Raw genomic sequence first — 14,774 nt, forward strand, 5'->3', positions numbered from 1 at the left:
TTGTCCAAACAATTTCAACATCCATAAATGAGTTCAAAATTAATAGCGCCTTCCATTTTAGCGGCCGATTTCGCAAACCTACAACGCGATGTAGAAATGGTCAATCGAAGTGATGCCGATTGGATTCATATTGATATTATGGACGGCGTATTCGTTCCCAATATTTCTTTTGGTATGCCTGTCCTTAAGGCCATAGCAAAGCACGCTGAAAAACCCTTAGATGTGCATTTAATGATTGTGGACCCGAATCGATACATCAAAACCTTTGCCGAACTGGGAAGCCATGTATTAACCGTCCATTATGAAGCGTGCACCCACTTACACCGAACCTTACAAGCTATTAAAGCAGAAGGCATGAAAGCGGGTGTTGCCCTGAACCCTCACACGAATATTAACGTTTTGGAAGACACTATAAATGATATCGATTTGGTATGTTTAATGAGTGTAAACCCGGGGTTTGGAGGACAAAGTTTTATTGAGAATACGTACGCTAAAGTATCACAATTAAAAACATTAATAACACGAAAAGGAGCTAAAACCTTAATTGAGATTGATGGGGGTGTAACCAATACCAATGCAAAAAAATTAATTTACACAGGTGCTGATGTTTTAGTTGCCGGAAGCTTTGTATTTAAAAGCAAAGATCCCAAAGCAACGATTACAGATTTAAAACATATTGCAAATACTTAAGCCTAGAGATATTGGTTTAACATATATTTCATCATATCAGTGGTTGTAACAATACCTACTAAAATAGAATCATCAACGATAGGCAAAGCGTGAAACTCCCTCTCCGATAGTATTTTGGCTACTTCTTTAATGCTGGTGTTACTTGTAACTGTAACGACATTTTTTGTCATAACCTGCTCTATAGAAAACATGTTGTAGACAACGGTATCGACATCTCGATCATCCTCGGAGGCGTCGGCCAAGCTAATCTTTAACAGATCTGAATAACTCAACATACCAATAATAGACTCTTCCTGTACTACTGGGATATGCCGAATATTATATTGCTTGAACAGCATCTCTGCTGTAGTTAAATCATCACTGCGATCTAAGGCAATGATATGCTTGGTCATTATTTCTGATACTGGAATTAAATCTTTCATTGTTTTACTTTTTAAAAAATCAAAATTATGTCTTTAACACGAATCTACACGAGATAGTTATTGGTAACTGATAACACTAAAATTGACTCAGTAGATACCGTATGACATCCGTAGTCGTGACAATACCTACCAATTGATTATTATCAATAACGGGTAAGGCGTGAAATTCTCGGGTTGCAAATATTTCGGCCACATCTTTAATCGAATTCGATGAGGTTACCGAAACTATTTTCTGTCTCATAACCTGTTCAACTGTAAACATTTTATACACAAACACATCGGTATCCTGATCGTCATTATCACTATAATCCGCAAACTTAAGCCGAAGTAAATCCGTTTTGCTCAGCATCCCAATGACCACATTATTCGTAACCACGGGCAAATGTCTAATATTGTATTTTTTAAAAATCTGCTCTGCCTTTTCCAGACTATCTTTTTTCTTCAAAGTAATGACATTTTCTGTCATTATCATTGAAACAGGTGCTTTTCGTATCATTACATTTTGATTTTGGTTTACTAAAGACTAAAAATATTAAACTGATTGTTAATTTAGTATGACATTCATCATATAATAATCCAGAACAATTAAAAGGTTTTTAATCGAATATATATACCTCTTACAGGTAAATTGCCATGAATTGACTTAAATTATTCGTATCTTAGAATACACCCTTCTCATAGCCAGCATTTTACATACTTCTGTTAGGAAAATCATTTGTTTATTAACTTTAAAAAATGTTTATGAAAACACTAACCAGATTTTTGATGCAGGTTGGGCTATTGGTCGTCCTTTGTTTTGTCTTCACAAAATGTTCAAACGAGCAATTAGGCCTTGAATCCGATTTACAGAACAACACCTTAATGTCTAAGAGCGCTAACTCAAAAGCATCTGTGCAGGTGAAATTTAATTTTAACACGCATTTATCGCCCGACAATGAAGTTTCTCTAATTATACGGACTAATGCCACGGGTCAGGCTAATATAAAGATCAACGAAGATGAAACTATGATTTACTATAAAATTATTGTGGCAAATATTGAAAACGTTCGGGCATCTCATTTCCACAAAGCGCCTCCAGGCGAAAATGGAGGTGTCGTGGTTGGCTTGTTCCTTGGCCCTAAAAAAGAGGGCAGATTTAATGGGATCCTTGCTGAAGGTTATATAACATCCGAAAGCTTTTCTGAAGACGGTGAAAATAAATTAGCTATGCTCATCCAGGACATTAGAGACGGTAATATTTATATTAATGTTCATACCGATAAAAACCCTCCAGGGGAGTTAAGGGGGCAATTATAGAAACACAGAATATAAAAAGAGGTCAAAATTTGACCTCTTTTTTTCTCAGTACCCTGCATAGTTAAAATTGAGCATTTGCCGCACCTTGGCATAAACCTGTGGGAATTCAGATTTAAAATCCTGTGGGGTCTCAATAAAATGTTCTATGGCTACGGCCAAAAATTCAAATTGATTGGTATAGGCATACTTTCTGAAATATTTCGAAGAGGTAATACTATCCCTGAGTGCATCATCCTTGGATAACATTTCGGAGAGTTCTTTAAAAGTATCGCTAAATATTGTTGAACTAATATCGCGTTCCTTGATACTATTGATATGAATGGCATGAGTGAATTCATGGATCCCTAGATTTAAATTATCATCCTCGACGTCAAAGCCTTTTAAAAAATCCTCCCATGAGAGTACCAGGGCCTTAAGTTTAGGATTAAATTCTCCTTTATGGTAACTAGCGTTCGATTTCGAATAAAATTTCTTGGGATACACTACAATCTTGGAAATTAGTCCAATGTAAAAATCCCGAAATCCAAAGGTCAGCATGACCGCTGTGGCGGCGAGCAGGACTTTCATTTCCTCAGTAATAACTAATCCTCCTCTTCCAATAAAATCTTTATCAATGATAAAAGAAGCGACCCGATGCTCGAAATAACGCTTGTTCTGTTCCGATAATTTATTATAAAATCGGAACTTATCCTTTAAGATTTGTTTTTGTAATTCACTGAGTTTTCGCTTAAAAAAATAAAAATGCACATAATATGGTTTTCTTTTTTTAAGCACATAACCCATTTCAACTAATTTAATCGCAAAATAAAAGAACATAAAGGTCATTGCCGCAAAGAAAATACCCAGTATGATTTTACTTCCTAAATTATATTTTATGATGAGTAGCAGTAACACCTATTATTAACGTATTAGGTCGATTCGAAATTACATTAATACTTTCTAATAATGTAATTTAATAAATAAAAAGTGTTGCTTAAACCCATAATTATGATTTAAACTTGGTCAAGTTACACTGTGACATCGATCAGGAATTAAGGTGCTTCGCCCCTTTTTCCCTCAAAGCTCAGCTTTGAAAATAGTCCAAACAAAAAAACGCTCTTTTATGAATAAATAGGGAATAATATATTCTTATTGATCAGGAATGAAGGTGCTTCGCCCCTTTTTCCCTCAAAGCTCAGCTTTGAAAATAGTCCAAACAAAAAAACGCTCAAGTAAACTTGGCGTTTTTTCTTATTGAACAATTTATTCGTGACCACGGAGGGATTCAAACCCCCGACCGCTGGAGCCGAAATCCAGTGCTCTATTCAGCTGAGCTACGTGGCCTATTGTTATGTTAAATTCCCTTTTACTATGCTCGATATGGTCTTGCCATCGGCTTTACCAGCCAACTCCTTGCTAACTAAACCCATAACTTTTCCCATATCTTTCATACCCTCTGCTCCAATGCGTTTAATAGTTGCTAAAACAACCTTTTCTATTTCTGCATCAGATAGCGCCTCCGGTAAAAACCGTTCAATTATTTTTGCCTCTTCCAATTCTGGAGTGGCCAAATCCTCTCTACCTTGTTCTAAATATACTGCAGCACTATCCCGACGCTGTTTTACTTGCTTTTGAAGAATTTTGAATTCTTGTTCTTGTGTTAATTCAGCTTTAGCACCACTTTCTGTTTGTGCCAGTAAAATAGCGGATTTTACAGCTCTTAAAGCGGTAAGGGCCCTCTGATCTTTGGATCTCATTGCATCCTTTAATGCTGTCATTACATCCTCTTGTAAGCTCATACTGTTAAATTAATGTAGATACAAATAATTAGTCCCTAGATATTAGGAATGCAAAAATAATGAAATAACTTAAGTGATGTCAAAAAAAAATCCCGAAAAGCTGAGAGATTCTTTTCGGGTTCATAACAAAGTATGGCAAAAGTAGCTTTTAAGTACTAATCCACATTATCATGTAGAAATGAATTGTTATTTCTTAATTGGATATCATCATTGTCATCCAGACCAACACTTGTTCTGGATCTATCCGTTTCCGAAGAATGTTTAACTTCACTTAAATCCACACCTTGTCTTTTATATGCCGGGACTCTTTCGATATCATCAATTTTAGCATTGTTAAACTTATAATTGAAATCCTTCATTTTTCGCTTTCGCTCTTCAGCACGCTCTTTCAACATCTGGGATATTGGCGTATTCATTGGATCTATTTCACCTTCTTGAATGTCTTCTTCAACAGAATCTTCGACAATTACCTTTTTTTCAAAAACTATGTCCTCATCTAGCTCCTCAACATATTCCACGTTTCTTTCATTCTTACTGTTCATGGATGACTCTAATTCAATATAATCATCGAGTGCGTAACGCACCTCTCCCTCCTCATTAGCCTCTGTTACAGTAATGAGTTCAATATAATCTTTAACAGCAATTTTTTTAATATTGTCGTTTGATAAAGGTTCTGTAGCATCATCTTCGCTATCCTTACCATCGGAAGATATTGGCAAATCAAATGTCAATGTTATTTGCTGTTCCTCTTCAATTGGAAAATCCTCATCTTTGGATTCAACGGTTACCGGTTTGATAATAAAATCATCTTCCTCATGAACTTTGGATTTGATTTCCTGATATTCAACATCAATGTCTCTAATATAATCGGAAGTTTTAATCAAATTGATATCGTAATCATTGGAGATGGTGACTTTTTTAGATCGTTCCTTAGAAGCCCTTATTTCTTTTCTATTGATTACTTCAGATTCATCTTCTTCCATATCGAGAGTATGTCGTACAACATGAGTCTCCTTTTTCTCCTTCTTTTCTTCCATTTCTATGACCGGTGTAATAATAACAGGGTCTTTAGCCTTTGCCGCAAAATCGTGTTCATCCTCTAAAGAATGGACCACTTTCTTAGTTTCCGTATTGGAGATCTCATCTTGCTGCTCTACATTAAATCCAGTTGCAATAATGGTTACCGCTATTGATTCTTCTAAGGATTCATCTTCTCCAACCCCCATGATAATATTAGCCCCATGACCAGCCTCATCCTGAATATGGTCATTGATGTCTCCAATTTCATCGATGGTAATTTCATGCGATCCAGAAACGATAAGCAGCAATACATTTTTAGCACCTGTAATTTTATTATCATTTAGCAGCGGGGAATCCAGTGCTTTTCTTATGGCCTCCTCCGCACGATTTTGTCCGGATGCAATGGCCGAACCCATAATGGCAGTACCACTATTACTCAATACTGTTTTTGCATCACGCAGATCGATGTTCTGAGTGTAATGATGTGTAATAACCTCAGCTATACCACGAGCAGCTGTGGAAAGCACTTCATCCGCTTTTGAGAACCCAGCCTTAAAACCAAGGTTGCCATAAACTTCACGAAGTTTATTGTTATTTATAACTATTAGAGAATCGACAACATCTCTTAATTTTTCAATACCTTTTTGCGATTGTTCCAAACGCATCTTCCCTTCAAACTGAAACGGCATGGTAACAATTCCAACAGTTAAAATATCCTGGTCCTTGGCCATTTTTGCAATTATAGGTGCCGCTCCCGTACCTGTTCCACCACCCATTCCGGCAGTAATGAAAACCATCTTGGTATTCGTATCCAACATTCTTGAAATTTCCTCAAAGCTCTCTACTGCAGACTGCTCTCCAATTTCCGGATTTGCACCCGCTCCGAGACCTTCAGTTAAATTTACACCCAATTGGATCTTATTTGGTACACCACTGTTCTGCAACGCTTGGGCGTCTGTGTTACATATGTAAAAGTCTACTCCTTTAATACCCTGTTGGAACATATGATTGATGGCATTGCTGCCACCACCGCCAACACCAATAACCTTAATAACATTTGATTGGTTTTTGGGTAGATCAAATGAAATGCTTTCGAATTCTTTTTTGCTGCTCATAAATTCTTGTTTATTGGGTTTTTAATTTTTTAATATTTATTTGGGTTGTTTTTGATTGTTCGTCACTCTGCATTATCCAGAAAATCTTTAACCCGTTCTGTTAATTTATCCAAAAAGGAACGTCGCTCCTTTATATTTTTTGTGTCTTGAGTTTCTTCCAAAACATCTTCTTGCTCTTCGATTTTTTTACTTTCCTCTATTTTTCTTCGCTCTTGTCGTTTTAATCCATCCAAGACCAAACCTACCGCCGTGGCATACAGGGGACTCGTAATATCTTCATCACTGTCGCCGGCCAAATGCTCATTTGGATAACCTATTCTCGTGTCCATACCTGTTATGTATTCGACGAGTTGTTTGAGATGCTTTAATTGGCTACCCCCTCCGGTAAGAACAATACCCGCTATCAATTTTTTCTTTTGTTCTTCGTGTCCGTAATTTTTGATTTCAACATATACCTGTTCAATTATTTCTACAACACGTGCATGAATTATTTTTGAAAGATTTTTAAGTGTAATCTCCTTTGGCTCGCGCCCTCTTAAACCGGGTATGGAAACAATTTCATTATCTTTATTTTCTCCAGGCCATGCGGAACCAAATTTTATTTTTAGTAATTCGGCTTGCTTTTCAATAATGGAGCACCCCTCCTTTATGTCTTCTGTAATAACATTACCTCCGAAAGGTATGACTGCAGTATGTCTAATAATACCGTCTCTAAAAATGGCAAGATCTGTAGTCCCGCCTCCAATATCGATAAGTGCCACTCCAGCCTCTTTTTCTTCCTGACTTAATACAGCATTCGCTGAGGCCAACGGTTCTAGAGTTATACCTTCTAAGCTTAATCCCGAACTTTGAACACAGCGTCCAATGTTTCTTATGGACGAAACCTGACCTACTACAACGTGGAAATTGGCTTCCAATCTACCACCATACATTCCAATAGGCTCTTTTATTTCACCTTGTCCGTCTACCTTATATTCCTGTGGCAGAACATGTATAATTTCTTCTCCAGGTAACATGACCAGCTTATGCACCTGGTTTATAAGTCTATCTATATCAGATTCATCTATAACGTTTTCTGAATTTGGTCTGGTAATATAATCGCTGTGTTGCAGACTGCGAATATGCTGGCCGGCTATACCGACAGTAACACCGTCAATCTTCAATTCGGCGGAAGCCTCTGCCTCCTGTGCTGCCTGCTGGATAGACTGAATGGTTTGGGTAATATTGTTTACAACACCTCGATGAACCCCCAAACTTTTCGATCTGCCAATACCCAAAATCTCGACTTTACCATACTCATTCTTACGACCTATCATGGCCACTATCTTTGTAGTTCCTATATCTAACCCTACTGCTAAATTATGTTCCATGTTCTATGTTTTGGTACAGACGACTTGATTATCGAATTGTAAATTGATTTGACTGTAACTATTAAGCGTATGTTCTTTTAATTTCTTTTTATAAAACACTTTTAGGTTATTAATTTTTTTATCCAAAGATTTTTCCGTTCCCAGTTTAACTAAAAAATCACAGCGCCTCAATCTGAAAAAGATCTCCATCCTATAGTTCTGATAAATTTCAATAACATTCTTTTTTAAAAATTCATCTTCATTGACCTTTTTGGCAACCTTATAAATCGTATTTAAATTATTTTTTTCAACGAACCCTGTAATTAGCGGTACTCTGGCCGAATAGTTGTTTGACAATGGCATAAAAACACCTTCATCATCTATATAATATGACGCATTGGTTGTGACACGTGCAATTGGTGTTTTTTGTTCAACATCGACATTAAGTGTACCATTTACAGACACATACACTTCTGCCGATTTTATCATTGGGTTAGAGTTCAGGGCCCGCTCTAATTGATTCAAATCTAAAGTTTCTTTAATCACATTTTTAACATCATGTTGATTTTGTATTAACAATTTACTAACAGCTTGACTGGTTATAAAAAGATTGTTTTCACCAATGAATTTTATATTTGGATGCGATACAATTCGCGTAGTATTCCTGTGTGACGCAAAGGCATAAAGAAAGATTACCAATCCAAATAAAAACACCATTTTTATGTAATTCCAATTAACTCGCAATGCTAAATTCTTTTTTTATGAGTTTTACTTCATCACTAATGTCTCCCGCACCCATGGTTATGACAATCTGAGCCGAACTTTCATGAATTTTGTCTATTAGCTCGTTCTTGTCCACCAACTGTTTATTGGCCAGACCAATTTTATCAAGTAACCACGCCGATGTAATGCCGTTTATTGGTACTTCCCGAGCCGGATATATGTCCAGTAACAATAAGGCATCAAACTGTGCCAGGCTTCTTGCAAAATCGTTTGCAAAATCACGTGTCCTGCTATAGAGATGAGGCTGAAATATTGCCAAAACTTTCTTTTTTGGATACATTTCCCTCACCGCTTGATATACAGCATTAATCTCTTCGGGATGATGCGCATAATCATCTATAAGAATAAAATCTTCTGTATTTATATGATAGGTAAAACGACGCTTTACGCCTTTAAAGGATGCTAAAGCTTTGACGAGCTGTCGGGGAGGGCAACCATACTCCACAGCCATCGCCAAAGCTATTAATGCATTCGACAAATTATGTCTACCAGGTAGGTTAAATCTTAAGCGTTCCAGAACTGTTTTCGATGTTTTAACATCAAAAACATAGGTTCCATTTTCAATCTTTATATTTATAATACTATAATCTGAATCATCTTCAATACCGTATGTTATCCCTTTTAATGGTAGTCCATTTCTAACAAACAGTTTCCCATTAGGTTTTAAACATAATGCGAATGCCTTAAAGGAATCTCTTAATACTTCGGCCTCACCATAGACATCGAGATGATCGGCATCCATTGAAGTTATACACGCCATATCTGGCTTAAGGGATAAAAATGAACGATCGAACTCATCAGCTTCAACTACGGTTACCTCGCTCCCTCTAAGAATAAAATTTGTGTTGTAATTTTCACTAATTCCCCCAAGAAATGCTGTGAAAGGGATATTACATTCGTACAATAAATGTGCTAATATACTTGTAGTGGTTGTTTTTCCATGCGTCCCAGCCACGGCAAAACAATAGGATTTTTCCGTTATTAAACCTAAGATCTCTGAACGTTTGTAGACCTTAAATCCGAGCTCTTGAAAAAAAGTCAATTCCCGAAGGTCTTTCGGTACTGCCGGGGTATATATAACTAATGTGCTTTTCTTGTCTAAAAATATCTTGTCTATTTTTTTAACATCATCTTCAAAGTGAATGCTCGCACCAAGCTGAGATAATCCATAGGTTATTTCAGAAGGTGTTTTGTCGTATCCGGCAACATGTTTATTCTTGGTCAAAAAATAACGTGCCAACGCACTCATTCCTATGCCGCCAATACCTATTAAATAAACATTATGTATTTCCTTTAACACCATTACTTTTTTAACAGTTTTTCGACTTCGTCAACTATGCTTGATGTGGCATTGATATAAGCCATCTTTCGAATGTTTTCACCCAGTTGTTTCTGCCTTTCTGGAGAGGCCAATAGCTGCCCAAATTGGTTTTTAAAGTCGACCTCCAAATCCTCTTCTTTAATTAAAACAGCAGCATTTTCATTTACAATAGCCATAGCATTCTTTGTTTGATGGTCTTCGGCAACATTCGGTGATGGAATGAATATTACGGGCTTACCAACAATACACAATTCTGAAACTGAACTCGCTCCCGCCCGTGATATAATGACATCTGCAGCTGCATAGGCCAGATCCATATTATTGAGAAACTCATAAACCTGAACTCCGCTCGTGTTGTTATATATTTTATATTGCGGATAGTATAGTTTTCCACATTGCCAAATAATTTGAACGTTCAGTGTATCAAAGAAATCCAGCTCTTGTTCAATCAATTCATTTATACGTCTGGCCCCTAAACTTCCACCCAAAACCAGCACAGTATATTTCCCATGCTTTAAATTGAAAAAGTTTTTCGCTTCTACAGCTTTGGCATCCACATCCAATAGATCTTGCCTTACAGGGTTCCCTGTTAAAATGATCTTATTTTCAGGAAAGAATCGCTCTAATCCACTGTAGGCAACACATATTTTCTGAACTTTTTTAGCCAATAATTTGTTGGTGATTCCGGGATATGAATTTTGCTCTTGAATTAAACATGGAATTCCTTGAGATGAAGCGGTATACAATAATGGGCCACTGGCAAAACCTCCAGTACCGATAACAACATCAGGTTTAAAATCTTTAATAATATTTCGGGATTTCAATAAGCTTGAAATCAGTTTAATTGGAAACAAAACATTTTTTAAAGTCAATTTACGCTGTATACCCGAAATCCATAACCCAATAATTCGATATCCCACCTGTGGAACTTTCTCCATTTCCATTCTATTTTTAGCACCAACAAATAGAATCTCAGCCTTGGCCAGCCTACGTTTTAATTCGTTAGCAATAGCAATAGCAGGATAAATATGTCCTCCAGTTCCTCCCCCGGATAAAATTATTCTATATGCATTTCCCTTTTCCACTAATTCAGCGTTATATGTTTTTAAACTTTTTCACTTACAGTTCAAATAGCTTCAGATAAAATTTCTAACGGGTTATCGTCATTTATTTCTTGTTCTTTAAGGTCATGTCTATGAGCGCTTACACTTAGAATGATCCCAATGGCCAAACAAGTCATCCATATAGATGTCCCTCCACTACTTATTAATGGTAATGTTTGTCCTGTTACCGGAAATAGTTCAACTGCTACTGCCATATTTATTAGAGCCTGGAAGACAATGGGTAAGCCAACACCCAAGACTAATAATTTACCAAAAACTGTATCGCTATTTTGAGATACTATTACAATTCGAAACAGAAACCACAGGTATAAGACTATAATAAAAAACCCGCCTAATAATCCATACTCCTCAATGATGATCGCGAAAATAAAATCTGAGGATGATTGAGGCAAAAAGTTTTTTTGAATGCTTTTCCCTGGTCCGACTCCCTTTATACCTCCTGATGCAATTGCAATTTTAGCCTTCTCAATTTGATAATCAGCTTCAGTATCCTCTCCATTAGAATAATTTTTAATCCGGTTTTCCCAGGTTGTCACTTTTACATTTAAGGGTCCCTCAGTTAATTTGGCTGCCATAACAAATAGCGCTAATGCTGCAATGCCTAAGACAATGATAACCCCCAGATAACGAATCGGATAACCCCCAATGAATACCAAAATTGTAACCATTAAAAAGATGATGGCTGCAGTTGAAAAGTTTGATGGCAAAACAAATCCCAATACTAAAAATACCGGTAACCAGAGCGGCAAAATTGATTCTTTAAAAGAAATATGTTTGTCTTTAATTTTCGACATGTATCTCGCCACATAAACCATTAAAACAACCGATGCAAAAGTGGAGGTTTGAAATGACACACCAACAAATGGTATCTGGATCCAACGACTTGCACTGGCTCCCTCTATAGTAGTTCCTTGAATTACCGTAAGTCCTAATAGCACCAATATCACAGGAATCATGATTAATGATAGCCCCTTAAAGTATCTATAAGGAATTTTATGTATGCCGTACATAATTGCAAAACCCAAAAATAAGTGCATGAAATGCTTGACAAAAAAGGCAAATGTATTTCCATCTCCACCCCTGTAGGCCAAATTACTCGCAGCACTGTACACGGGCAAAAATGATACAATAGCCAATAGTGCTACAATGGCCCAAATTAATCGATCTCCTTTTATGTTGTTGAATACTTTACGCATTGTCCTGAGGACCTTTATGACTTAGTTTTTAAATGGTTAATCTTTACTCATTGGATCATTTATATGAAAAGTCTTGATTATAAGTTTCTAACTGCTGCTTTAAATTGACGTCCCCTATCTTCATAATTTTCAAATAGATCAAAACTGGCACAGGCCGGTGATAACAGAACATTATCTCCAGGTTCTGCTATCTTATAAGCAATCTTTACGGCCTCACTCATAAATTGCGTCTCTACCATGATGTCTACCATACCATTAAATGCATCTATGATTTTACTGTTATCAATACCAAGACAAATAATCGCTTTAACCTTTTCATTCACATAGGGGTACAACTCACTGTAGTTATTACCCTTATCTTGTCCACCTACAATCCATACTGTAGGAGCCTCCATACTTTCCAAGGCATAATATGTCGCATTTACATTCGTAGCTTTTGAGTCATTTATATAGTGCACTTTATTTATCTTAAGCACATGCTCCAAACGATGTTCTACACCTTGAAAGTTCTCCAGGCTTTCACGTATGGTTTGTTTTCTGATTTTTAACAAATGGGCTACGGTCGAAGCCGCCATTGCATTTTTAATATTGTGCTTTCCTTCTAAGGTTAAGTTTGTCGTTGGCATAATTATCTTTTGGTTATCTATTGTTATTATTATGTTTTTATTTTTATAGTACGCTCCATTTTCAATGACCCGGCTTAACGAAAATGGCAGCATTGTAGATTGAATCGGATTCCTTTTTAAATGCTCGACGATCACCTTATCGTCTGCATCATAAATCAGATAATCACTTCGTGTTTGGTTCATGGCAATTCGAAATTTTGAAGCGATATAGTTTTCAAATTTGTTATCATACCTATCCAAATGATCTGGTGTTATGTTAGTAATCACGGCAATTTTTGGTTTGAAATAAACAATATTATCAAGCTGAAAACTGCTGATCTCGAGCACGTAATTTTTAAAATCGTATTCCAAAACCTGTTTGGCAAAACTGTCGCCAATATTTCCGGCTAAACCAACATCTAACTCCTGTTTCAACAGGTGATATGTTAAAGACGCCGTAGTCGTTTTACCATTGCTACCGGTAATTCCAACAATGGTTGCATCAGTAAACCGAGATGCAAATTCTATTTCGGAGACTACAGGAACCTTAGCGGTTATTAATCTTACCATTATAGGCACACTATCAGGAATCCCAGGACTTTTCATCACGACATTAGCATTCAGAATTTTATCTTCGGAATGTTTTCCTTCCTCCCATTCAATCTCATTATGTTTAAGAACTTTTTTGTATTTATCTAATATTTTACCCTTATCTGAAACAAAGACATCATATTTTTTTGCCTTTGCTAAAAGCGCCGTCCCAACGCCACTTTCTCCGCCTCCCAATATGACTAACCGCCTTTTCATGCACGTTCTATCTAATTTTCAACGTAACAAGACTTATAATGGCCAGTAATATCCCAATAATCCAAAATCGTGTTACAATCTTACTTTCATGATATCCAGATTTTTGGTAATGATGATGTAAGGGAGACATTTTAAATATGCGTCTACCTTCACCATATTTTTTTTTTGTGTACTTAAACCAACTCACTTGCATTACCACAGATACATTTTCTGCTAAAAAAATGCCGCATAACACTGGTATTAACCATTCTTTGCGAACTGCTATGGCAATAACAGCGATAATTCCTCCTATGGTTAAACTTCCAGTATCACCCATAAATACCTGAGCCGGATAGGTGTTATACCATAAAAATCCAATCAGCGCCCCTACGAATGCGGCGATATAAATGATGATTTCCTCGACACGAGGGATGTACATGATGTTCAAGTAATCTGAAAAAATAATATTACTGGATACCCAAGCAAATATGCCTAATGTAAGAACAACGATCGCTGAAGTCCCGGCTGCCAATCCGTCAATGCCATCCGTTAAATTGGCCCCGTTGGATACCGCTGTGATAATGAAAATTGAGATGAGAATAAAAATAACCCATGCATATTTATCCAAACTTGCGTCAATCCAGGTAATTAAAGATGCATAATCAAATTCATTGTTCTTGACAAAGGGAATAGTAGTTTTAGTCGATTTCGTTTCGTCCTGAAACAACTTAGAAGGTGAAATGTTTGGGTTCTGTTGGAGTAATTCATGCTGCACAGTCTCCGGCAACTTTTCTTTTATGGTGACATCTTGATTGAAATAAAGTGTTAAACCCACTATTAAACCTAATCCTACCTGTCCTAAAACCTTAAATCTGCCTTTTAAACCTTCCTTATCATTTTTAAATTTCTTTAGATAATCATCAACAAAACCAATAGTACCCATCCAGATGGTCGTCACCAATAATAAAACGATATAGATATTGTCCAGTTTTGCCAATAAAACGACCGGAACTAAGGTGGCCAAAATAATGATGATTCCCCCCATTGTTGGTGTCCCTGCCTTCTCTGACTGTCCTTTCAAACCAAGGTCTCTTATTGTTTCCCCCATCTGTTTCTTCAACAAAAATTTAATGATACGTTTACCATAAATTGTTGAAATTAACAACGACAGAATTATAGCGAACGCAGCTCTAAAGCTGATAAATCCGAAAAGGGAAGCCCCTGGGAATTGAAACTGTTTCTCTAAATATTCAAATAAGTAGTATAACATTTAACTGGTTTAAAAGGAT

At 36.6% G+C, this 14,774-nt stretch carries 14 protein-coding genes and 1 tRNA gene; 2 read left to right on the top strand and 13 right to left on the bottom strand.

Annotated features, from left to right (window positions below; all coding sequences use genetic code 11):
• Positions 1–27: 27 nt before the first annotated feature.
• Positions 28–690, top strand: a complete 663-nt coding sequence (gene rpe, locus MR041_RS01505) for a ribulose-phosphate 3-epimerase (protein ID WP_242091813.1) — start codon at positions 28–30, stop codon at positions 688–690.
• 2 nt (positions 691–692) lie between these two features.
• On the opposite strand, the gene MR041_RS01510 is transcribed toward rpe, so the two are convergent.
• Complete coding sequence (locus MR041_RS01510) at positions 693–1,112, bottom strand: CBS domain-containing protein (RefSeq protein WP_242091814.1); 420 nt, start codon at positions 1,110–1,112, stop codon at positions 693–695.
• A gap of 76 nt (positions 1,113–1,188) precedes the next feature.
• A complete protein-coding gene (locus MR041_RS01515) occupies positions 1,189–1,608 on the bottom strand; it encodes a CBS domain-containing protein (protein ID WP_242091815.1) in 420 nt (139 codons plus the stop codon).
• 245 nt (positions 1,609–1,853) lie between these two features.
• Here MR041_RS01515 and MR041_RS01520 point away from each other — a divergent pair, with 245 nt between their 5' ends.
• Positions 1,854–2,408 (top strand): CHRD domain-containing protein, encoded by a 555-nt coding sequence (locus MR041_RS01520; RefSeq protein ID WP_242091816.1) that lies wholly within the window; start codon positions 1,854–1,856, stop codon positions 2,406–2,408.
• Between the two features lie 45 nt (positions 2,409–2,453).
• Here the strand turns inward: MR041_RS01520 and MR041_RS01525 are convergent, their stop codons facing one another.
• The 11 genes from MR041_RS01525 to mraY form a co-directional block, all read right to left on the bottom strand.
• Entirely contained in the window at positions 2,454–3,302 is an 849-nt protein-coding gene (locus MR041_RS01525) for a zinc-dependent peptidase (RefSeq protein ID WP_242091817.1), read from the bottom strand.
• 355 nt (positions 3,303–3,657) lie between these two features.
• Positions 3,658–3,731: transfer RNA gene (locus tag MR041_RS01530), tRNA-Arg, on the bottom strand.
• A gap of 5 nt (positions 3,732–3,736) precedes the next feature.
• A complete protein-coding gene (locus MR041_RS01535; RefSeq protein WP_242091818.1) occupies positions 3,737–4,186 on the bottom strand; it encodes a GatB/YqeY domain-containing protein in 450 nt (149 codons plus the stop codon).
• A gap of 155 nt (positions 4,187–4,341) precedes the next feature.
• A complete protein-coding gene (gene ftsZ / locus MR041_RS01540) occupies positions 4,342–6,321 on the bottom strand; it encodes a cell division protein FtsZ (protein ID WP_242091819.1) in 1,980 nt (659 codons plus the stop codon).
• A 62-nt stretch (positions 6,322–6,383) separates the two neighbouring features.
• On the bottom strand, positions 6,384–7,691 hold the full coding sequence (gene ftsA / locus MR041_RS01545) for a cell division protein FtsA (protein WP_242091820.1): 1,308 nt from the start codon (positions 7,689–7,691) through the stop codon (positions 6,384–6,386).
• A gap of 3 nt (positions 7,692–7,694) precedes the next feature.
• Positions 7,695–8,216, bottom strand: a complete 522-nt coding sequence (locus tag MR041_RS01550; protein ID WP_242091821.1) for a cell division protein FtsQ/DivIB — start codon at positions 8,214–8,216, stop codon at positions 7,695–7,697.
• A gap of 187 nt (positions 8,217–8,403) precedes the next feature.
• Positions 8,404–9,756: a UDP-N-acetylmuramate--L-alanine ligase gene (gene murC / locus MR041_RS01555; protein WP_242091822.1), complete on the bottom strand. Its 1,353-nt coding sequence runs from the start codon at positions 9,754–9,756 to the stop codon at positions 8,404–8,406.
• The gene (murG, locus tag MR041_RS01560; protein ID WP_242091823.1) at positions 9,756–10,859 is read right to left on the bottom strand and encodes an undecaprenyldiphospho-muramoylpentapeptide beta-N-acetylglucosaminyltransferase; all 1,104 of its coding nucleotides are present in this window, start codon (positions 10,857–10,859) and stop codon (positions 9,756–9,758) included. The genes murC and murG overlap by 1 nt, the downstream gene beginning before the upstream one ends.
• 41 nt (positions 10,860–10,900) lie before the next feature.
• Positions 10,901–12,094 carry an FtsW/RodA/SpoVE family cell cycle protein gene (locus tag MR041_RS01565; protein ID WP_242091824.1) on the bottom strand — a complete coding sequence of 398 codons (1,194 nt, stop codon included), beginning with the start codon at positions 12,092–12,094 and terminating at the stop codon, positions 10,901–10,903.
• Between the two features lie 77 nt (positions 12,095–12,171).
• Complete coding sequence (murD, locus tag MR041_RS01570) at positions 12,172–13,506, bottom strand: UDP-N-acetylmuramoyl-L-alanine--D-glutamate ligase (protein ID WP_242091825.1); 1,335 nt, start codon at positions 13,504–13,506, stop codon at positions 12,172–12,174.
• A 7-nt stretch (positions 13,507–13,513) separates the two neighbouring features.
• Positions 13,514–14,755, bottom strand: coding sequence for a phospho-N-acetylmuramoyl-pentapeptide-transferase (gene mraY, locus MR041_RS01575; protein WP_242091826.1), 1,242 nt, complete (start codon positions 14,753–14,755; stop codon positions 13,514–13,516).
• Between the last annotated feature and the right edge of the window lie 19 nt (positions 14,756–14,774).

The organism is Aestuariivivens sediminicola (assembly GCF_022662015.1).
Taxonomy (GTDB): domain Bacteria; phylum Bacteroidota; class Bacteroidia; order Flavobacteriales; family Flavobacteriaceae; genus Aestuariivivens; species Aestuariivivens sediminicola.

What these genes read in the sequence shown, in the direction of transcription:
- MR041_RS01515 (WP_242091815.1), bottom strand. Translation starts at nt 1,608, where the DNA reads ATGATACGAAAAGCACCTGTTTCAATGATAATGACAGAAAATGTCATT.
- MR041_RS01565 (WP_242091824.1), bottom strand. Translation starts at nt 12,094, where the DNA reads ATGCGTAAAGTATTCAACAACATAAAAGGAGATCGATTAATTTGGGCC.
- murC (WP_242091822.1), bottom strand. Translation starts at nt 9,756, where the DNA reads ATGGTGTTAAAGGAAATACATAATGTTTATTTAATAGGTATTGGCGGC.
- mraY (WP_242091826.1), bottom strand. Translation starts at nt 14,755, where the DNA reads ATGTTATACTACTTATTTGAATATTTAGAGAAACAGTTTCAATTCCCA.
- ftsA (WP_242091820.1), bottom strand. Translation starts at nt 7,691, where the DNA reads ATGGAACATAATTTAGCAGTAGGGTTAGATATAGGAACTACAAAGATA.
- MR041_RS01520 (WP_242091816.1), top strand. Translation starts at nt 1,854, where the DNA reads ATGAAAACACTAACCAGATTTTTGATGCAGGTTGGGCTATTGGTCGTC.
- rpe (WP_242091813.1), top strand. Translation starts at nt 28, where the DNA reads ATGAGTTCAAAATTAATAGCGCCTTCCATTTTAGCGGCCGATTTCGCA.
- murD (WP_242091825.1), bottom strand. Translation starts at nt 13,506, where the DNA reads ATGAAAAGGCGGTTAGTCATATTGGGAGGCGGAGAAAGTGGCGTTGGG.
- MR041_RS01510 (WP_242091814.1), bottom strand. Translation starts at nt 1,112, where the DNA reads ATGAAAGATTTAATTCCAGTATCAGAAATAATGACCAAGCATATCATT.
- MR041_RS01535 (WP_242091818.1), bottom strand. Translation starts at nt 4,186, where the DNA reads ATGAGCTTACAAGAGGATGTAATGACAGCATTAAAGGATGCAATGAGA.
- ftsZ (WP_242091819.1), bottom strand. Translation starts at nt 6,321, where the DNA reads ATGAGCAGCAAAAAAGAATTCGAAAGCATTTCATTTGATCTACCCAAA.